21 protein-coding genes are annotated in these 19,602 nt (G+C 70.0%); 8 read left to right on the forward strand and 13 right to left on the reverse strand.

The features are described from left to right. The first annotated feature begins 64 nt into the window (after positions 1–64). Entirely contained in the window at positions 65–403 is a 339-nt protein-coding gene (locus tag Q1A98_RS06155) for a hypothetical protein (protein ID WP_299570960.1), read from the forward strand. Between the two features lie 6 nt (positions 404–409). Here the strand turns inward: Q1A98_RS06155 and Q1A98_RS06160 are convergent, their stop codons facing one another. Further along, the gene (locus Q1A98_RS06160; RefSeq protein WP_299570963.1) at positions 410–847 is read right to left on the reverse strand and encodes a MarR family winged helix-turn-helix transcriptional regulator; all 438 of its coding nucleotides are present in this window, start codon (positions 845–847) and stop codon (positions 410–412) included. Positions 848–911: 64 nt separating this feature from the next. Here Q1A98_RS06160 and Q1A98_RS06165 point away from each other — a divergent pair, with 64 nt between their 5' ends. Next, positions 912–1,655, forward strand: a complete 744-nt coding sequence (locus Q1A98_RS06165; RefSeq protein WP_299570964.1) for an SDR family oxidoreductase — start codon at positions 912–914, stop codon at positions 1,653–1,655. A 57-nt stretch (positions 1,656–1,712) separates the two neighbouring features. On the opposite strand, the gene nrdF is transcribed toward Q1A98_RS06165, so the two are convergent. From nrdF to Q1A98_RS06190, 5 genes are all read right to left on the reverse strand, one after another. Then, complete coding sequence (gene nrdF / locus Q1A98_RS06170; RefSeq protein ID WP_299570967.1) at positions 1,713–2,717, reverse strand: class 1b ribonucleoside-diphosphate reductase subunit beta; 1,005 nt, start codon at positions 2,715–2,717, stop codon at positions 1,713–1,715. A gap of 43 nt (positions 2,718–2,760) precedes the next feature. Next, positions 2,761–4,953, reverse strand: coding sequence for a class 1b ribonucleoside-diphosphate reductase subunit alpha (gene nrdE, locus Q1A98_RS06175; RefSeq protein WP_299570970.1), 2,193 nt, complete (start codon positions 4,951–4,953; stop codon positions 2,761–2,763). A gap of 56 nt (positions 4,954–5,009) precedes the next feature. Next, positions 5,010–5,492 (reverse strand): class Ib ribonucleoside-diphosphate reductase assembly flavoprotein NrdI, encoded by a 483-nt coding sequence (nrdI, locus tag Q1A98_RS06180; protein WP_299570972.1) that lies wholly within the window; start codon positions 5,490–5,492, stop codon positions 5,010–5,012. A gap of 54 nt (positions 5,493–5,546) precedes the next feature. Next, positions 5,547–5,780, reverse strand: coding sequence for a redoxin NrdH (locus tag Q1A98_RS06185; RefSeq protein ID WP_299570974.1), 234 nt, complete (start codon positions 5,778–5,780; stop codon positions 5,547–5,549). Between the two features lie 293 nt (positions 5,781–6,073). Next, the gene (locus Q1A98_RS06190) at positions 6,074–6,634 is read right to left on the reverse strand and encodes an NAD(P)H-dependent oxidoreductase (protein WP_299570976.1); all 561 of its coding nucleotides are present in this window, start codon (positions 6,632–6,634) and stop codon (positions 6,074–6,076) included. A gap of 130 nt (positions 6,635–6,764) precedes the next feature. On the opposite strand from Q1A98_RS06190, the gene Q1A98_RS06195 reads away from it, so the two are divergent. Further along, positions 6,765–7,412, forward strand: a complete 648-nt coding sequence (locus Q1A98_RS06195; protein ID WP_299570979.1) for a TetR/AcrR family transcriptional regulator — start codon at positions 6,765–6,767, stop codon at positions 7,410–7,412. A 12-nt stretch (positions 7,413–7,424) separates the two neighbouring features. Here Q1A98_RS06195 and manA read toward each other — a convergent pair whose 3' ends face one another. From manA to Q1A98_RS06215, 4 genes are all read right to left on the reverse strand, one after another. Next, positions 7,425–8,660, reverse strand: coding sequence for a mannose-6-phosphate isomerase, class I (gene manA, locus Q1A98_RS06200; protein WP_299570982.1), 1,236 nt, complete (start codon positions 8,658–8,660; stop codon positions 7,425–7,427). Continuing rightward, a complete protein-coding gene (locus tag Q1A98_RS06205) occupies positions 8,660–9,751 on the reverse strand; it encodes a hypothetical protein (protein ID WP_299570985.1) in 1,092 nt (363 codons plus the stop codon). The genes manA and Q1A98_RS06205 overlap by 1 nt, the downstream gene beginning before the upstream one ends. A 19-nt stretch (positions 9,752–9,770) precedes the next feature. After that, a complete protein-coding gene (locus tag Q1A98_RS06210; protein ID WP_299570987.1) occupies positions 9,771–11,174 on the reverse strand; it encodes a phosphomannomutase/phosphoglucomutase in 1,404 nt (467 codons plus the stop codon). A 230-nt stretch (positions 11,175–11,404) separates the two neighbouring features. Further along, positions 11,405–11,809 carry a DUF3499 domain-containing protein gene (locus Q1A98_RS06215; protein WP_299570990.1) on the reverse strand — a complete coding sequence of 135 codons (405 nt, stop codon included), beginning with the start codon at positions 11,807–11,809 and terminating at the stop codon, positions 11,405–11,407. Positions 11,810–11,913: 104 nt separating this feature from the next. On the opposite strand from Q1A98_RS06215, the gene Q1A98_RS06220 reads away from it, so the two are divergent. Further along, the gene (locus Q1A98_RS06220; protein WP_299571828.1) at positions 11,914–12,402 is read left to right on the forward strand and encodes a metallopeptidase family protein; all 489 of its coding nucleotides are present in this window, start codon (positions 11,914–11,916) and stop codon (positions 12,400–12,402) included. 10 nt (positions 12,403–12,412) lie between these two features. On the opposite strand, the gene Q1A98_RS06225 is transcribed toward Q1A98_RS06220, so the two are convergent. After that, entirely contained in the window at positions 12,413–12,727 is a 315-nt protein-coding gene (locus tag Q1A98_RS06225; protein WP_299571830.1) for a WhiB family transcriptional regulator, read from the reverse strand. A gap of 358 nt (positions 12,728–13,085) precedes the next feature. On the opposite strand from Q1A98_RS06225, the gene cofD reads away from it, so the two are divergent. The 3 genes from cofD to Q1A98_RS06240 are packed head-to-tail and all read left to right on the forward strand — an operon-like array spanning position 13,086 to position 16,041. Next, positions 13,086–14,093 carry a 2-phospho-L-lactate transferase gene (gene cofD / locus Q1A98_RS06230; protein ID WP_299570993.1) on the forward strand — a complete coding sequence of 336 codons (1,008 nt, stop codon included), beginning with the start codon at positions 13,086–13,088 and terminating at the stop codon, positions 14,091–14,093. After that, entirely contained in the window at positions 14,090–15,463 is a 1,374-nt protein-coding gene (locus Q1A98_RS06235; protein WP_299570996.1) for a coenzyme F420-0:L-glutamate ligase, read from the forward strand. Before cofD ends, Q1A98_RS06235 begins: the two co-directional genes overlap by 4 nt. Continuing rightward, positions 15,460–16,041 carry an NUDIX domain-containing protein gene (locus Q1A98_RS06240; RefSeq protein ID WP_299570999.1) on the forward strand — a complete coding sequence of 194 codons (582 nt, stop codon included), beginning with the start codon at positions 15,460–15,462 and terminating at the stop codon, positions 16,039–16,041. Before Q1A98_RS06235 ends, Q1A98_RS06240 begins: the two co-directional genes overlap by 4 nt. 259 nt (positions 16,042–16,300) lie before the next feature. On the opposite strand, the gene glgC is transcribed toward Q1A98_RS06240, so the two are convergent. Next, positions 16,301–17,521, reverse strand: a complete 1,221-nt coding sequence (gene glgC, locus Q1A98_RS06245) for a glucose-1-phosphate adenylyltransferase (RefSeq protein ID WP_299571002.1) — start codon at positions 17,519–17,521, stop codon at positions 16,301–16,303. 48 nt (positions 17,522–17,569) lie between these two features. Between glgC and glgA the strand changes: the two genes are divergently transcribed. After that, positions 17,570–18,778 carry a glycogen synthase gene (gene glgA / locus Q1A98_RS06250; RefSeq protein ID WP_299571004.1) on the forward strand — a complete coding sequence of 403 codons (1,209 nt, stop codon included), beginning with the start codon at positions 17,570–17,572 and terminating at the stop codon, positions 18,776–18,778. Here the strand turns inward: glgA and Q1A98_RS06255 are convergent. Further along, positions 18,760–19,587: a putative RNA methyltransferase gene (locus Q1A98_RS06255; protein WP_299571006.1), complete on the reverse strand. Its 828-nt coding sequence runs from the start codon at positions 19,585–19,587 to the stop codon at positions 18,760–18,762. The two genes, glgA and Q1A98_RS06255, sit on opposite strands and share 19 nt — an antisense overlap. Between the last annotated feature and the right edge of the window lie 15 nt (positions 19,588–19,602).

The raw sequence follows: 19,602 nt of genomic DNA on the forward strand, positions 1-19,602 counted from the left end.
CGCGGCGAGCGCCACCGCTGACCCCCTCGCACCGGATCCGACGCAGCCGCCCAACGGAATCGGCGTGACCGGTCACGTCATCACGCCCCCGGTCTCACCGGTCCAGGTGCCGGGCCCCGTCATCGCGTCCGAAGGGAATCTGACGACGGTGACCGCCCACCCGTACCTGTCCCGCTGGGTGCACGACCTGATCGTGGCCCCGCCGGGAACTGCGGTGGAGGTGCGCGGCGCGGTCCGCGCGGACCTGTCCGACCTGGGCGGACCCATCCTGAACCTGTTCGGCCACTGCCTCTTCGACGATGCCAACGGATCGCAGACCCACCGATCGGACGCGGTGCCCCCGGTGCGGGCGACCACCCCGCCACTGAGCATCGTCGTCGAGCCCGTGCTCCACCGTCGCTGACGCCCGTCACCGCTCCAGGATCGCATCCATCGCCGCGGCGAACTGTGCGCGGCCGCGGTCGTCGAGACGACCGAGAAGGTGCGCCCGGATCGCTCGAGCGTGCGCCGGCCGCGCCGGCCGGAGGGCGGCACGACCGGTGTCGGTGATCTCGACCATGACCGTCGATGCGTCGACGGTGTCGCGGGATACCAGGTCCCGCTTCTGCATCCGGGTGACCTGGTGCGACAGGCGGCTCTTGTCCCATCGCATCGACGTCGCGAGCTCCTGCTGTCGAAGGCGCCCGTCACCCAGGTCGACGAGGCGCGTCAGCACCCCGAACTCGGGACCGGTGAGTCCGGACGCGGCGAGGATGTCCCGCTCCACCGCCGTTGACACCTGCTCGCCGACACGCTTGAACGCATGCCAGATCGCGACTTCCCGGGGATCGAGGACGTCGTCGGACACACCGGCAGCCTAGGTCGGGACGCCCTGGTTGTCACGTCAACCCGGCGCCGCTACTGTGGTTGACATGACAACCTCCCCACCGCCGAATGCCGCGATCGTCACCGGGGCCTCCCGCTCGATCGGCCGCGCGATCGCGGAACGCCTGGCCCGCGACGGACGGTCGGTCGTCGTCGGCTTCGCACATCGGGCCGACGAGGCCGCGACGACCGTTCAGGCGATCACCGATGCCGGCGGCCGAGCCGTCGCGGTGAGGGGCGACATCGCCGACGGTGACACCGCGCGACGTCTGTTCGACGTCGCCGACACGGAGTTCGGCGGCGCGGACGTGCTCGTCGCGAACGCCGGCATCAGCGCACTCGGACCGATTGCGACCTTCGACGATGGCGCATACGACCGAGTCTTCGACGCCAGCACACGCGGCACCTTCCACTGCCTGCGCACTGCGGCCGATCGGCTCGTCGACGACGGGAGGATCGTGACGCTGTCGAGCACGGCGGTGTCGACGGCGACACCCGGGATGGGTGTCTATCTCGCGGCGAAGTCGGCGGTGGAGACCCTGACGCGTGTCGCGGCGAAGGAGTTGGCGCCGCGCGGGATCACCGTCAACGCCGTCGCACCCGGCCTGGTGAGGTCGGAGATGTTCGCGAAGGGGAAGACAGCCGACCAACTCGTGGCGATCGAGCGGGCAGCTCCCGGGGGACGTCTGGGTGAGATCGACGAGATCGCCGACGCCGTCGCGCTTCTCACCCGCGCGGAGTCGAGTTGGATCAGCGGTCAGGTGATCCGCGTGAACGGCGGGGTCGCCTGAGACGACGAACCGCCCCGGACTCGAGGAGTCCGGGGCGGTCTCGTCTGACTCCTCGGTCTAGAAGTCCCAGTCGTCGTCCTCGGTGTTGACGGCCTTGCCGATGACGTAGGAGGAGCCCGACCCGGAGAAGAAGTCGTGATTCTCGTCGGCGTTGGGCGACAGCGCCGAGAGGATCGCCGGGTTCACCAGCGTCTCGTCGCGCGGGAACATCGCCTCGTAACCGAGGTTCATCAGCGCCTTGTTCGCGTTGTAGCGCAGGAACGTCTTCACGTCCTCGCTGAGACCCACCTCGTCGTACAGCCCAGCGGTGTAGTCGGTCTCGTTGTCGTACAGCTCGAACAGAAGCTCGAAGGTGTAGTCCTTCAGCTCCTGCCGGCGCTCGGGGGTGCAGACCTCGAGAGCGCGCTGGTACTTGTAGCCGATGTAGTACCCGTGGACGGCCTCGTCGCGGATGATCAGGCGGATCAGGTCGGCCGTGTTGGTGAGCTTGGCGCGGCTCGACCAGTACATCGGCAGGTAGAAGCCCGAGTAGAAGAGGAACGACTCGAGCAGCGTCGAGGCGACCTTGCGCTTGAGCGGGTCGTCGCCGCGGTAGTAGTCCATGACGATGCGCGCCTTGGTCTGGAGGTACTCGTTCTCCTCCGACCAGCGGAACGCCTCGTCGATGTCCTTGGTGGAGCACAGGGTCGAGAAGATCGAGCTGTAGCTCTTCGCGTGCACCGACTCCATGAACGCGATGTTGGTGAGCACCGCCTCCTCGTGCGGGGTCGTCGCATCCGGGATCAGCGACACCGCGCCGACCGTGCCCTGGATCGTGTCGAGAAGCGTCAGGCCGGTGAACACCCGCATGGTGAGCTGCTTCTCGAGCTCGGTCAGCGTGTTCCACGACGGGATGTCGTTGGACACCGGCACCTTCTCCGGCAGCCAGAAGTTGCCGGTCAGGCGATCCCACACCTCGGCGTCCTTCTCGTCGGGGACGCGGTTCCAGTTGATCGCCGAGACGCGGCTGACCAGCTTGATCGGCGCGCCGTCGGCCGGTGAATGGCTCTGGGTGGACGTCATCGTGCCTCGCTCGGGGTGTGGGTGGTGGTCGGTCGGACAGGTGTCAGAGCATGCACGAGACGCAGCCCTCCACCTCGGTGCCCTCGAGGGCCAGCTGACGCAGACGGATGTAGTAGAGCGTCTTGATCCCCTTGCGCCAGGCGTAGATCTGCGCGCGGTTCACGTCGCGGGTGGTCGCCGTGTCCTTGAAGAACAGGGTCAGGCTCAGACCCTGGTCGACGTGCTGCGTGGCCGCGGCGTAGGTGTCGATGATCTTCTCGTACCCGATCTCGTACGCGTCCTGGTAGTACTCCAGGTTCTCGTTCGTCATGTACGGCGCCGGGTAGTAGACGCGGCCGATCTTGCCTTCCTTACGGATCTCGATCTTCGCGGCCACCGGGTGGATCGAGCTGGTCGAGTGGTTGATGTAGCTGATCGACCCCGTCGGCGGCACCGCCTGGAGGTTCTGGTTGTAGATGCCGTCACGCTGCACCGCGGTCTTCAGCTCACGCCAGTCGTCCTGGGTGGGGATGTGGATCCCGGCCTGGCCGAACAGGTCTCGTACGCGCTGGGTGGCCGGCTCCCACGACTTCTCGGTGTACTTGTCGAAGAACTCGCCGCTGGCGTACTTCGACTTCTCGAACCCGCCGAACGCGCGTCCCCGCTCACGGGCGATCGCGTTCGACGCGCGCAGCGCGTGGAACAGCACCGTGTAGAAGTAGATGTTCGTGAAGTCGATGCCCTCCTCGCTGCCGTAGAAGATGCGCTCGCGGGCGAGGTACCCGTGCAGGTTCATCTGGCCGAGGCCGATCGCGTGAGAGCTGTTGTTGCCCTCCTGGATCGACGGCACCGAGGTGATCGCCGTCTGGTCGCTCACCGCGGTCAGGCCTCGGATCGCGGTGGCGATGGTCTGGCCGAAGTCCGGCGAGTCCATCGTCTTCGCGATGTTCAGCGAGCCGAGGTTGCACGAGATGTCCTTGCCCACCCGGGAGTAGGACAGATCGTCGTTGAAGGTCGACGGCGTCGACACCTGCAGGATCTCCGAGCACAGGTTGGAGTGCGTGATCTTGCCGTCGATCGGGTTGGCCCGGTTCACCGTGTCCTCGAACATGATGTACGGGTAGCCCGACTCGAACTGCAGCTCGGCGAGGGTCTGGAAGAACTCACGCGCCTTGATCTTGGTCTTGCGGATCCGCTTGTCCTCGACCATCTCGTGGTACTTGTCGCTCACGTTGATGTCGGCGAACGGCACCCCGTAGACGCGCTCGACGTCGTAGGGGCTGAACAGGTACATGTCGTCGTTCTGCTTGGCGAGCTGGAACGTGATGTCCGGGATCACGACACCGAGCGAGAGCGTCTTGATGCGGATCTTCTCGTCGGCGTTCTCGCGCTTGGTGTCGAGGAAGCGGTAGATGTCCGGGTGATGCGCGTGCAGGTACACCGCGCCGGCACCCTGGCGGGCACCGAGCTGGTTGGCGTAGGAGAACGAGTCCTCGAGCAGCTTCATGATCGGGATGACACCCGAGCTCTGGTTCTCGATCTTCTTGATAGGCGCACCGTGCTCGCGGATGTTGCTGAGCAGCAACGCGACTCCGCCACCACGCTTGGACAGCTGCAGCGCGGAGTTGATCGACCGTCCGATCGACTCCATGTTGTCCTCGATGCGCAGCAGGAAGCAGGAGACGGGCTCGCCGCGCTGCTTCTTGCCGGAGTTGAGGAACGTCGGGGTCGCGGGCTGGAAGCGACCGGTGATGATCTCCTCCACCAACTCCTTCGCGAGGGCGGTGTCACCGTCGGCGAGGGTCAACGCCACCATGCACACGCGGTCCTCGAAACGCTCGAGGTAGCGCTTCCCGTCGAACGTCTTCAGCGTGTACGAGGTGTAGTACTTGAACGCCCCGAGGAAGGTCGGGAAGCGGAACTTCTTCTTGTACGCGTAGCCGAAGAGGTCCTTGACGAACTCGCGGTCGTAGCGCTCGAGGACCTCGGCCTCGTAGTAGTTCTCCTCGACCAGGTAGTCGAGCTTCTCGTCGAGGTCGTGGAAGAAGACCGTGTTCTGGTTCACGTGCTGCAGGAAATACTGGTTGGCCGCCTCGCGGTCCTTCTCGAACTGGATGCGCCCGTCCGCGTCGTACAGGTTCAGCATCGCGTTCAGCGAGTGGTAGTCGAGCTCGCCGGGATCGTGGCCGGCGGGGCCCGGGTGCACACCGGAGGTGGCGGTCGCGGTGTCGGACACGGTGGCTGCGGTGGGGGTCACGAGAGAACTCCTGCTCGACGGGTGCTGCGGGGGGCGGAAGGAGAGGCGGCGGGCGCTCAGGCGCCGACAGCGACCGGGGCCAGGTCGATCTGGTCCGGATCGGTGAACGCACGACTGCGGCCGAACTCGGCCACGCCGTCACGCACACGCTCGACGTCGTGGGCGGTGCCCATCAACTCGAAGCGGTAGAGGTAGGGGACGCGGCACTTGCGCGACACGATGTCCCCGGCGAGGCAGAACTCCTCGCCGAAATTGGTGTTCCCCGCGCCGACGACGCCGCGGATCAGTGCCCGGTTGCCCGGGTGGTTCAGGAACGTGATGACCTGCTTGGGCACGTATCCCGACCGCTCCCCCGTCGCCTTGCCCCCGCCGTACGTCGGGAGGACCAGGACGTAGGGCTCGTCGACGACGAACGCCTCGGGATGGTGGAGCGGCACACGCAGTGCCCGCAGACCCGTCTTCTCGACGAATCGGTGCGTGTTCTCCGACACCGACGAGAAGTAGACGACCAGCGGCGCCGACGACGGGTTCTCGGTCACTGTGGACCTCCCTGTCTGGCTGCGGCGGACGAACGGATGGGTGCGCGGGTGCCGTCAGGCGGCGGCGGTCGCGAGCGCCTTGATGCGGTCGGGACGGAAGCCCGACCAGTGATCGTCGCCGACGACCACGACGGGCGCCTGCAGGTAGCCCAGTGCCATCACGTAGTCACGTGCCTCGGAGTCCTCGCTGATGTCGACGACGTCGTACTCCAGACCCTGCTTGTCCAACGCCTTGTAGGTCGCGTTGCACTGGACGCAGGCCGGCTTGGTGTAGACGGTGATCGCCATGGGAACTCCTCGGGTGGCGCGAGTGGGGACGCGAGAGATGGCCGCCAGAACGGCCTCGAGGACCGGATCTCCGACGTGGTTCTCGGGAGCCTTGTCGGCGTCCCGATCACTACACCTAGTGTCTCACATCCATCGCCGACACAACAGCTTGCGAATGACATTCGTGAAAGTCGCAGGTCGCGCGCGGCTGCGTCGCGATGTCCCGGCGTGTCGCACGTCACAGACGACGGCGCCGGCCTCGGGACGGATCACATCCGTGGGATTCCCGGGGCCGGCGTGCGGGTCGAGGTGGGTCAGGCGGCGACGGCCCCCGCGAGGGCCGTGATCGCGGCGCGTACCCGATCGGTCACCTCGGAGACCTCCGCGACGGGAGCGCCGGCGAGGGTCGCGGCCGCGATCGGCACGGCGGCCTCCTCGACGACGACGCCGCCGGCCACCCCGACCGACCGCTGGGTGTCGTCGATGGCCCACTTCCCGCCGTACTGCCCCGCGGACGCACCGATGACCGCGACGGGCTTGCCCTTCAGGGCGCCCGCCCCGTACGGACGGGACGTCCAGTCGATGGCGTTCTTCACCACGGCCGGCATGGTGCCGTTGTACTCGGGCGTCACGATCAGGACGGCGTCCGCGGCGTCGATCTCGGCGCGCAGGCGGGCGGCAGCGGGGTCGAGGGGTGCGCTGTCGATGTCCTCGTCGTAGAACGGCACCGACGCGAGGTCCTCGACGATCCGCACCGTCGTGCCCTCGGGCGCGTGCTCGGCGGCGACCTCGGCGACCTGGCGGTTGACCGATCCTGACCGCAGGCTGCCGACGAGCACGGCGATGTCCGCGGTCCGCGGCTGGGTCGATGTCATGGGGGTCCCCTCACTCCGGAGCGCAGGGGCGCCGCCCTGCGCGGCACCCGTCGGTGATGCAAACGGACCGGAGTCCGATCACATTCCTCGGGATGTCAGGACGGCTCCGACCTCGCGCTACGCTCGCCACGTGACCACCGACCTGCCACTCCCCGGCGGCGGCGACCTCACCGTGCGTTCCGTACGGTCGGCGCTGCCCGTCGTCGACGACGTCGAGTCCGTCCGGGCCGACGCGGTGCGCAACCGGTCGATGCTGCTGACCGCCGCGCAGCGGCTCGTGGAACAACACGGGGCGTCCGCGGTGACGATGGACGAGGTCGCGCGGGCCGCCGGTGTCGGCAAGGGCACCGTCTTCCGTCGCTTCGGGACGCGTGCGGGCCTCATGCGGTCGCTCCTGGACCACTCGGAGACCGAGATGCAGCGCGCCTTCCTCAGCGGGCCCCCGCCGTTGGGCCCCGGCGCCCCGGCCCGTGAGCGGCTCGTCGCCTACGGCCGTGCGCGGCTGGCGATGGTGTGCGCGCACCTCGACATCCTCACCGAGGCCGACGAGGCCGCCGGTCCGCTGCGCCTCGACCACCCCGCTCGCCGCGTGTCGGCGATCCACGTGCAGTCGTTGCTGGTCGAACTCGGCTACACCGCGCCGGCGATCGCGATCCGCGAGGCCGTCATGGCGCCGCTCGAGCCGGCCGTGGTCGGGTTCCTGCTGCACCGGGAGGGCATGACGCTGGAGCAGATGGGCGACCACTTCGAGGAGTTCGCGCGTTCGCTCCACCCGTGACGACGGGCCTCCTCAGGTCCCCGGCACGATCGCACGGAAGAACACCGCCGAGCTCGACGCCGCGCGCACCACCACGTCCGGGTCGGAGTCGGCGAGCCACAGTGACCGGCCCGGCGTGACCGAGACGTAGTCCGCTCCGTGACCGCGGACCTCGACGGTCCCGCTGATCACCGTCAGGATCTGCGGCCCCGGGGCGTCGAGCGAGACCGACGACGGGAGGCGCGTCCCCGTGCCGTCGAGCTCGATCCGCGACAGCCGGAACTCCGAGGCCGGCGTGGAGTAGATGCGCTCGGGTCCGACGGTGCGCACCGCGGGGAGCAGGTCGCTCACCGCCGACGGGGCGAAGTCGAGGACGGCGAGCAGTTCAGGGACGTCCATGTGCTTCGGCGTCAGACCGCCACGCAGGACGTTGTCGGAGTTGGCCATGATTTCGACCGCCGTCCCCCGCAGGTAGGCGTGCAGGTTCCCGGCGCCCAGGAACAGACCCTCACCCGGCGACAGCCGCAGCCTGTTCAGCAACAGCACGGTGAGCACACCCGGGTCCATGGGATAGGCCTCGCCGAGTTCGAGCACCGTCTGGAACTCGAGGGCGAACCGTCGCCCACCCGCGTTGAGGTAGGCGATGGCGGCCTCGAGCACCGCCGGGATGACACTGCGCAGGATCGAGTCGGGCAGGGTGAGCCACGTCGTGAAGAGCGCGCGCAGACCGTGCGAGTCCGGTTGTCCGGCGAGCAGTCCGAGGTACGAGTCGAGTTCGGGGACCTGGAGATCACGGAGGAGCTCCACCGTGACGGTCGGGTCGCGGAAGCCGGCCAGCGCGTCGAACTCGCTGAGCGCCACCACCAACTCGGGCTTGTGGTTGTCGTCGCGGTAGTTGCGGTCCGGGGCGTCCACCGGGATGCCGGCGGCGTTCTCCCGGGCGAACCCCGCGCGCGCCTGCTCCTTGGTCGGGTGCGCCTGCAAGGACAGCGGTTCCTCGGCGGCGAGGACCTTGAGCAGAAAGGGCAGTCGGTTCTCGAAGCGATCCGCGCAGTGGGCACCGAGCTGCCCGGCCGGGTCGGCGTCGATGACCGTCAGGAGGTCCTCCCCCGCCCCACCGTCGACACAGTGGGCCGGCGCGGCGGGGTGCGCGCCGAACCAGAGTTCGGCCTCGGGATGTGGTGAGGGGGTGGGCATCCCGCGCAGTGACGCGATCGCCGTCCGCGACCCCCAGGCGTAGGGGCGGACGACACCGTCGAGGGTGCGCATCACCGCGCCCCGATCAGCCGGAGGTAGACCGCCGCCATCTCGACGCGCAGGGCGAGCACGAGCAGCGACTCGATGTCGCCGGGGGCGTCACCGACGGGCGCCTGCGCCGGGGGTGGTGCTTCGTCGTCGGTCGCGGTGAGGACGTCGACCTCGGGTAGGGACGAGACCCGTTGCCGCGTCGTCCATTCCGCCGCGCGGGTGGTCAGGACGACAACCCGTGGTGGCGGTGCCGCCAGAGGGGGATCGAAGTCCGGGTCGTGGAAGATCGGGTCGACCTCGGGCGCGGCGACCGTCGTCGGGCGCGCCGCGACGACGAGCGCCTCGGACACGGCGGCGGAGACACCGGAGATCCCGGCGACGGTGTACACGGTGCGCGCCGCGTGTGTGGCCAGCGCCATGGCCGCCGGTGTGTCACCCGCCCAGACGACCTGACGGCCCTGGACCCGGGCGGCCAGCGACTTGGCCGCGTTGTGGAACGACTCGTTGCCGGGGTGCGCCGCGGATGCCTCCGCGTCGAGGGTGTCGGCGAGCGCGGCGGCGTCGAAACGCGCTCCGCCCGTACGGACCTCGGCCAGGGCGCCGATCACCCCGGCCAGCGCGGCGACGTGCCCGCAGAACCGGAACGGGTCGGGCGTGGACACGCGGGGCGAGAGGTCCAGTCCGCCTCCTGCCGCCGCCTCCGCGATCGGTCCCTCGACGGGGATGTCGAGCACCAGCTCGGCATGGCGACGGACCGCGCGGGCGGCCGCGTCGGCGAGGGCGCGGTCCCCGGCGTCGTCGCCGGAGACGATCACCACGTCGAGCGGGCCGACCCACCCCGGGATGGTCGGCACCACGACGAGCGGGACGTCGGTGTGTGCGGACATGGTGGCGACGACGAGGTCGGCGGCGTCGCGGGCGGTCCCACGGCCCACCACGACGATCACGGCGCGGGGACGGACCCGCGACAGCGGTTCGAGGACACCCTCCTCCAGGGCCGCGGACACCGCGCGGACCTGGGCACCGGCGAGCGCGCCCGCACGCAGCCAGCCGTCGACGTCGGCGTCCTGCAGTTGCGGGACGTCGTCGAGATCGGGTGCGCCGGTGAGCATCATGGCCAGCGTATCGAGGTCAGGCGCGGACGATGCCGAGGACGGTGGCGACGATCTCGTCGATGCGCTCGGTCGTCGCGGCCTCGGCGTTCAGGCGCAGCAGCGGTTCGGTGTTGGACGCGCGGAGGTTGAACCACGACCCGTCCTTCAGATCGACGGTGACGCCGTCGAGTCGGTCGATCGACGCGGTCTGGTCGGCGAAGGTCGCGATGACCGACTCGGTGGCCGCCGCCGCGTCGGTGACTGTCGAGTTGATCTCGCCGGACGCCACGTAACGCTCGTACCCCGACAGCATCTCCGACGCGGGGACGTCGCTCTCGCCGAGCGCAGCCAGCACGTGCATGGCGGCGAGCATGCCCGAGTCCGCACCCCAGAAGTCGCGGAAGTAATAGTGCGCGGAGTGCTCGCCACCGAACACCGCGCCCGTCTCGGCCATCTGCTGCTTGATGAAGGAGTGACCGACGCGAGTGCGCACGGGCGTTCCGCCCCGCTCGGACACCAGCTCGGGTACGGCACGCGACGTGATCAGGTTGTGGATGATCGACGACCCCGGGTGCTTCGCGAGTTCGCGCTCGGCGACGAGTCCGGTGACCGCCGACGGCGAGACCGGCTCTCCGCGTTCGTCGACGACGAAGCAGCGGTCGGCGTCACCGTCGAAGGCGAGGCCGATGTCGGCACCGGTCTCCCGCACGTAGGCCTGCAGGTCGACGAGGTTCGCCGGGTCCAGCGGGTTGGCCTCGTGGTTCGGGAAGGTGCCGTCGAGCTCGAAGAACAGGGGACGCAGGGTGAACGCACCGTTCGCGCCGAGGACCGCGGGGACGGTGTGTCCGCCCATCCCGTTCCCGGCGTCGACGGCGATCGTCAGCGGTCGGCTCCCCGTGAGGTCCACCAGACCGTGCAGATACGCGGCGTAGTCGTCCAGGACGTCCCGCTCGCTCACCGATCCCCGCGGTCCGTCGAACGCGGGCGTGCCGTGCACCAGTTCGTCGGCGATGGTCGCCAGGCCCGTCTGCTGACCGACCGGCTTCGCCCCGCGACGGCACAGCTTGATCCCGTTGTAGGCGGCGGGGTTGTGGCTGGCTGTGAACATGGCGCCCGGGACGTCGAGACTGCCGGAGGCGAAGTACAGCTGATCCGTCGACGCCAGTCCGATGAGGACGACGTCGAGTCCCTGGTCGCAGACACCCTCGGCGAAAGCCCGCGCGAGGTCGGGCGAGGACGCCCGCATGTCGTGTCCGACGACGACCGAGCCGGCACCCTCACCCCGCATGAGCGCGGCGAACGACCGGCCCACGTCGGCGACGAAGTCGGCGTCGATCTGCTCACCGACGAGTCCGCGCACGTCGTACGCCTTCACGATCGCGGCGACGGACTCGGCCGTGCGCGGTGCGGTGACGGCGTGCACCCCGTTCGGGTCGGACACGGTGCTTCTCCTCGACTCCCGGCGCGCTGAGCGCCGACGGGTGACAGGGACGACAGGAGGTCGTCGGGGTCGGACTCAGCCTAGTCGGTGGGGGTGGCCCGTGACCGGGCTCCGGGGCCCGATCACACGGGCGTCCGCGGGGCGGTCGACACCGTACGCATGATCGTCGCGCGACGTCGCGCGAGGGGTTCCCCTTGCGGCGAGGTCGCGGCCCGGAGCTGCGCGATCGATCAGTCGACGGGGTCGGGCAGGACGCGCAGGTGTCCGCGCCGGCCCGGGCGCGGGCGGGTGCCGACCGCGGGCGGGGCCGTGAACGGCGCGTGGTCGACCGCGGCGGACCGCGCCGTCGCCGAGCCGGAGGGACGCACGACGCCCTCGCGCACCGCCTCGGCGAGCGCGGTCAGGTCGTCCTCGTCGCCGACTGGTGCCGGGAAGCTGCCGACGCTGCGCATCATCTCCCAGCCGCGCGGCACGGTGATCCGGCCGGCGTGCAGGTCACAGAGGTCCCACGAGTGCGGCTCGTCGGTGGTGGCCAGCGGACCCACGACGGCGACGGACTCGGCGTAGACGAACGTCAACGTGGCGACAGCAGGCGCGGCGCAGCCGGGCCTGCTGCAGTGACGAGGACGTCTCACCCCGCGAGGTTATCCCGGCGACACGACGGCGACGCGGGCGACACACCGCGCCCGCCGCTCGTGTCTACACTCGCGCCATGTCTCGCTCGCCGCGATCGGAGTCGATGCGTCCCGGTGCGGGCTCGTCGTCGCGGTCGGGACGTCGACGACGCAGTCGGGACCGCCGCGGGCGAGGACTGCGGTCGCGACTGTTGCCGCCCGACCTGCCGGCCGCCAACACGCGCTCGGAGTCGTTCGACCTGATCGTGCTCGAGGCGTTCGCGGAGATCGACGCGCGCTGGCACGACCAGTTGGGCGATCTCGATCTCGCGGTGGACGAGATCCCGCGGATGCTGCCGCGCGATCCCGAGACCGTGCAGTGGCCGGACGAGGTGACCGCGGACGGAGCCATCCCTCTCGCGCGGCTGTTGCCGGCGGGGATCGACGCCCAGGGGCGTCCGTCGAAGGCGCGGATCGTGGTGTTCCGCAAGCCGTTGGAGAGCCGGGCCGATTCCGGCGACGACCTCGTCGATCTGGTCCACGAGGTCCTGGTGCATCAGGTCGCGACCCACCTCGGCGTCGACGAGGACACGATCGACCCCGACCCGCGCTGAGCGCGGTCGCTCAGATTATGCCGCGCTTGAGGCGACGACGCTCGCGCTCGGACAGGCCGCCCCAGATGCCGAAGCGCTCGTCCTTGTGCAGGGCGTACTCGAGGCACTCGGCCTTCACCTCGCAGCCGGAGCAGATGCGCTTGGCCTCACGGGTGGAGCCGCCCTTCTCCGGGAAGAAGGCCTCGGGGTCGGTCTGCGCGCACAGGGCGCGCTCCTGCCACTGCTCCTCGGCGTCGTCGAAGAGCGCGTCGAAGTCATTGGTGACAAGGGTCAGGTGGGGGGTGTTCGGTGCCGGCGTGCGCGACGGGAATCCGTCACCCAACATGTGTTCGAACGACATCGCCGGGCCTCCTCATGGTTCCGATGTCCGATCGCCCGTCCAGGAGATCGTGTGGTGTGCAATGACCCGCCCGGGGGTGGGTGGTCGACTCAAACCGCGTTCCGTGTTCGACGTGCCGTTCGAACATGTGATCGAAAACCATGCGGTGGAACGCATCTCGGTCACAAATCGCTAATGACACTGATGTGATTAGACACGCTGGTTCGCCGCGCGGTCAAGCGGAACGGCCACATTGCCAATACCACCGGGGGGTCGAGTTCCCCTCGATCCCCGGATGTGGCGTGTCGCACGCCCTCCGACGGCGGTGCCGGCCGGCTCCGGGCCATGACTACAGTGGGTCGTCGTGAAGGCAACGGTCCTGGTGGGCGGCGTCGGCGGCGCCCGGTTCCTGCAGGGCGTCCGCCATCTGCTGGGCCATACGGCGTTCCCGGCCGGTGATGTCGATCCCGCTGCGCCGCAGCCGGATCCGAGTATCACGGCCATCGTCAACGTGGGCGACGACGCGTGGATGCACGGCGTGCGGATCTGCCCCGACCTCGACACCTGCATGTACACGCTCGGCGACGGCATCGACACCGACCGTGGTTGGGGGCGCCGCGACGAGAGCTGGAACGCCAAGGCCGAACTCGCCGCGTACGGCGCCGATCCCGACTGGTTCGGCCTCGGTGATCGCGACCTCGCCACCCACCTCATCCGGACCCAGATGCTCGACGCGGGGTACCGCCTGTCGGACATCACCGCGGCGCTGTGCAAGCGGTGGCAGCCGGGCGTGCGCCTGCTGCCGGCCAGCGACGACCGCCACGAGACCCATGTCGTCGTCACGCGTGAGGACGACGGCGCGAAGGTCGCCATCCACTTCCAGGAATGGTGGGTCCGCTACCGCGCCAAGATCCCGACCCACGGGTTCGCCCAGGTCGGTTCCGAGGAGGCGACCCCGGCCCCCGGCGTCGTCGAGGCCATCGCCGACGCCGACATCGTCCTGCTGGCACCGAGCAATCCTGTCGTCAGCATCGGCGCGATCATCAGCGTCCCCGGCGTGCGGTCGGCGCTGCGCACGACGACGGCGCCGGTCGTGGGCGTCTCCCCCGTCATCGGCGGCGCCCCGCTACGCGGCATGGCCGACGAGTGCCTCTCGGTGATCGGTGTGGAGACCACGGCCGAGGCGATCGGGGCGCACTACGGAGCCCGGTCGGGCACGGGCATCCTCGACGGCTGGCTCGTCGCGCCCGACGACACCGCCGACATCCCCGGGGTCGCGACGGCGAGCGTCCCGCTCGTCATGACCGACCCCGCCACGACCGCCGAGATGGTGCGCGCCGCCTGCCGTCTCGTCGGTGTGGACCCGACGTGACCGATCCCGACGCGAGCGATCCCCCCGGCGGGCCGGACCACGCCGCGGCCGGAGGGATCCACATGTGGGCCGTCCCGGGCCTCCCCCGCTTCACGGAGGGTGACGACGTCGCCGCGGCGATCGCCGCAGCAGCACCCGATCTGCAGTCGGGCGACGTGATCGTGGTGACGTCGAAGATCGTCTCGAAGGCGGAGGGGCGGACGGTCGTCGCGCCGGCCGACCCCGACGAGCGAGATGCGCTGCGCCGCAAGCTTGTCGAACAGGAGTCGGTCCGCGTCCTGGCCCGCAAGAACCGGACGCTCATCACCGAGAACGCCCTGGGGATCGTGCAGGCCGCCTCCGGCGTCGACGGGTCGAACGTGGGGACCGACGAACTCGTGCTGCTGCCCGTCGACCCCGACGAGAGCGCCCGCCGACTCCGGGACGGGATCCGGTCCGCACTCGGCGTCGAGGTCGCTGTCGTCGTCACCGACACCATGGGTCGCGCCTGGCGGACGGGTCAGACCGATGCGGCCATCGGTGCCGCCGGCATCGCCGTGACCCATCCCTACGAGGGTGTCCGGGACCACTGGGGCAACGAACTCGTCGTGACCGACATCGCCGTCGCCGACGAGATCGCCGCGGCCGCCGACCTCGCCAAGGGAAAGCTCGGCGAGACCCCGGTCGCGGTGATCCGCGGGCTGTCCCCCCACGACGACGGTTCGACGGCACGCGATCTCGTCCGGCCGGGTGAGGAGGACCTCTTCTGGCTCGGCGCCGACGAGGCCGTCGCCCTGGGGCGTCGTCAGGCCCTGCTGACCCGCAGTTCGGTCCGAGCGTTCACCGACGAACCGGTCGACGAGGCCGACATGCGTGCCGCCTTCGCCGAGGCCCTCACCGCACCGGCGCCGCACCACACCCACCCGGTGCGGTTCGTCTGGGTGCGCGACGGGCAGCGTCGCCGTCGCCTTCTCGACGCCATGGCGGATCGCTGGGAACGCGACCTCACCGCCGACGGGAAGACTGCGGAGTCGATCCAGAAGCGCCTGCGGCGCGGACAGATCCTGTACGACGCACCGGAACTCGTCGTACCGATGCTGGTGATGGACGGTGCGCACGACTACCCCGACGAGACCCGGACCTCGGCCGAACACACCATGTTCACCGTCGCGGTCGGTGCCGCGGTGCAGGCGTTGCTCGTCGCGCTCTCGGTCCGCGGGGTGGGCAGTTGCTGGGTCGGGTCGACGATCTTCGCCGCCGAGGTCGTCCCCGAGCTGCTCGACGTCCCGTCCGACTGGGAACCGCTGGGCGCCATCGCGATCGGCCACCCCGCGACCGAGACCGGGCTACGCCCGCCCGCGTCCACCGACGGTCTGGTGCACGACCGGTGACCGCGGCCTCTCTGCACGCCTCCACCGTCGAGGCGCTCACCACCTTCGCCGCACCCGACGCGGGGCAGGACGCCCTGCGGCACACCATGCTGGCGTTCCTCGCCGCGCGGGACGACGCGTGCCTGCGCGCCTGCGAGCCCGGACACATCACCGCGTCGACCCTGGTCCTCGACCACACGGGGAGTCACGCGCTGCTGACGCTGCATCCGAGGGTCGGTGCGTGGATCCAACTCGGAGGACACTGCGAACCCTACGACCCGACCCTGCTCGACGCGGCCGTCCGCGAGGCGGTCGAGGAGTCCGGAGTCGACGGCGTGCGCCTGCACCCTCATCCCGTTGCGCTGCACACGCATCCGATCACGTGTTCGCTCGGCGTCCCGACCCGTCACCTCGACGTCCGATTCCTCGGGGTCACGCCGCCGACCCCCGACGGCACACCACCGCCCGTCGTCCGCAGCGACGAGTCCGTCGATCTGCGCTGGTGGCCCGTCGACGATCTCCCGGAGTCGGCACGGACCGCCGAGATGACCCAGCTGATCGACGCAGCCCGCACGGCGCACGCCGCACTCGTCGCCTAGACCCGGGTCGGCCACCGCCACTCGTCGACCCCTCGTCGAGTGGGCGTCCGGAGCCGTCGACTGGGCCGTTGGAGGCGTCGAGTGGGCGGTTGGAGGCGTCGACTGGGCCGTTGGAGGCGTCGACTGGGCGGTCGGAGGCGTCGAGTGGGCAGGCGGTCGACGACGGTGCCCACTCGACACCTCCGACCGCCCACTCGACGCCTCCAGATGCCCACTCGACGGGTGGGGCGGGCCGTGTGGATCGCGGGGGGTGGCGAGGTCAGGCGCCGATGCGCTGTCCCTTGCCGACGGCGACGACGCCACCGGCGCTGACGGCGTACTTGCCGCGGTCCTTCTCCTGCTCCACACCGACGATCTCGCCGGGTCCGACGACCACGTTCTTGTCGAGGATGGCCTTGCGCACGACGGCTCCCCGTCCGATGCGGACGCCGGGCATGAGCACGCTGCCCTCGACGGTGGCCCCGTCGTCGATGATGACGTTCGAGCTGAGCACCGAGTTGCGCACGGTCGCCGCGGAGATGATCGAACCCGCGCCGACGACGGACTCCTGCGCCAGTCCGCCGTGGACGAACTTGGCGGGCGCGAGGTTCTCGGCCGCTCCGCGGATGGGCCAGCGCCGGTTGTAGAGGTTGAAGATCGGGTGCACCGACACGAGATCCATGTGCGCGTCGTAGAAGGCGTCCAGCGTCCCCACGTCGCGCCAGTAGCCCTTGTCTCGGTCGGTGGCGCCGGGGACCTCGTTGTCGGCGAAGTCGTAGACGAACGCCTCACCGCGGTTCACGAAGCCCGGGATGATGTCGCCGCCCATGTCGTGGTCGGAGTCGCTGTCCTCGGAGTCGGCACGGATGGCGTCGACGAGGGCCTGCGTGGTGAATACGTAGTTGCCCATCGACGCGAACGTCGCGTTCGGGTCGTCGGGGGTGCCCGGCGGGTCCTTCGGCTTCTCCAGGAACTGCGTGATGCGCCCGGACTCGTCGGAGTCGATGCAGCCGAACGCGAACGCCTCCGACCGCGGGACGCGGATCCCGGCCACCGTGGCGGCCGCACCGGACTCGATGTGGGCGGCGACCATCTGCTCGGGATCCATGCGGTACACGTGGTCCGCACCGAACACGACGATGTAGTCGGGCTCCTCGTCGTAGACGAGGTTCAGCGACTGGAAGATCGCGTCGGCGCTGCCGGTGTACCAGCGCGGGCCGAGACGCTGCTGCGCCGGGACCGGGGTGATGTACTCCCCGTTGAAACCCGAGAGCCGCCACGTCTGCGAGATGTGACGGTCGAGTGAGTGCGACTTGTACTGCGTGAGTACGCAGAGTCGTTGGTATCCCGCGTTGACCAGGTTGCTCAGCACGAAGTCGATCAGTCGGTAGGCGCCGCCGAACGGCACCGCAGGCTTGGCACGGTCCATGGTGAGCGGGTAGAGGCGCTTGCCCTCCCCGCCCGCCAGCACGATCCCGAGCACATGCGGCTGTGATCTCACACCGCCAACCTATCGGTGATCGGTGGCCCCGGCCACACCCGACGGTCCGTGGCGGAGACCGCCACCCACGCACTAGCGTCACATGTCATGCGAGTGGCGATGATGACGCGCGAGTATCCGCCCGAGGTCTACGGCGGTGCGGGGGTGCACGTCACCGAACTCGTCCGACACCTCCGCGCGTTGGCCACGGTCGACGTGCACTGCATGGGCGCCCCGCGCGACACCGCGCACGTCTACACCGCCGACCCCGGGCTCACCGGCGCGAACGCGGCGCTGACCACGATGTCGGCGGACCTGCGGATGGTCGCGGGCGCGCAGGGCGCGGACATCATGCACTCGCACACCTGGTACACCGGCCTCGCCGGCCACCTGGCGGCCCAGCTGTACGGCGTCCCCCATGTCCTCACCGCGCACTCGCTGGAGCCGCGACGGCCCTGGAAGGCCGAACAACTCGGCGGCGGATACCGCCTCTCGAGCTGGGCGGAACGCAACGCCGTCGAGTACGCCGACGCCGTGATCGCGGTCTCGGCCGGGATGCGGGTCGACGTCTGTGACGCCTACCCCCGGCTCGACCCGCAACGGGTGCACGTGGTGCGCAACGGGATCGACACCACAAAGTGGGCGCCGGTCGCCGACCCGTGGACCGACGACTCGCCGCTGCGCGCACTCGGCGTCGACCCCGACCGCCCGATCGCCGTGTTCGTCGGCCGCATCACCCGCCAGAAGGGGGTCGCGCATCTCGTCGCCGCGGCGCACGAGTTCGACCCCGACATCCAGCTCGTCCTGTGCGCGGGCGCCCCCGACACCCCCGAGATCGGTGCGGAGATTGCCTCCGCCGTCGCGCAGTTGTCGGAGCAGCGCAGCGGCGTGCACTGGGTCCAGGAGATGCTCCCGACCGACAAGGTCGCCCAGATCCTTTCCGCGGCAACGGTCTTCGTGTGCCCGTCCATCTACGAGCCGCTGGGCATCGTGAACCTCGAGGCCATGGCGTGCGGGACCGCGGTCGTCGCCTCCGATGTGGGCGGCATCCCGGAGGTGGTCCGGGACCAGGTGACCGGACTGCTCGTCCCCTACGACGCGACCGACGCCCGTGGGTTCGAGTCGGGCCTCGCCACCGCCGTGAACACCGTCGCCGGGGACGGGGCACGGGCCGCCGAGATGGGCGCCGCGGGACGCGAACGTGCGATCGCCGAGTTCTCGTGGGACTCCATCGCCGAACAGACCGTCGCCGTCTACCGTCAGGCGCTCGCCTCGTAGACCGACACGGTCATCGAGAAGGTGACCGCGGTCGACGGCGGCATGGCGGCCGCCCGGTCGGCGAGCTCGGCCGGTGCGACGTGATGCGCTGAAGGGCCCATCGCGACGAGGTCGGCGACGAGCCCACGGTCGGCGTCCAGGGCGTACTCGACGAGCCGCCGGTCGCGGCGCGTGAACGCGGCGCTCATGGTGGCGCCCAGGCGGTCCGACTTCGTCGGGTCGACACCGATCATGCCCATCGGCGCGACGATCTCGTCGAGGTGACGCGGTGTCGGCGCCACGATGACAACCCGACCGCCGGGCACCAGGACGCGGGCGAATTCGTCGACGTTGCGCGGGGAGAACACCGACAGCACCGTGTCGACGGCATCGGTGCGCACCGGCAGGCCCGCCCAGGCGTCGGCCACGACCGCACCGACGCGGTCCGAGACCCGGGCGATCGCCCGTGCGGCGGGCTTCGACAGATCGATGCCGACGCCCCGGCGGGCGTCGTCGTCGGCCACCACACGCGCGAGGTGGTGCCCCGTGCCGGCGCCCACGTCCAGGACGCGGGAACCGATGACGGCGTCGAGCAGGGCGTCGGAGACGGGGTCGAATCGACCGGCGGCCTGGACACGGTCGCGAGCCGCGATCATCTCCGAGGTGTCCGAGCGCAGACCGTGGGACGCGCCGGCGAGCAAGGCGACGTAGCCCTGCCGCGCGATGTCGAAGGTGTGGCCGCGGTCGCAGATGACCGACCGCTCGTCGATGTCGACCTCGCCGCCGCACACGGGGCACGCGAGGAGGTCGACGACGTGGGCGAGCGTCACCGCCCGGTCAGGTGA

The organism is uncultured Williamsia sp. (assembly GCF_947494875.1).
Taxonomy (GTDB): Bacteria; Actinomycetota; Actinomycetes; order Mycobacteriales; family Mycobacteriaceae; genus Williamsia_A.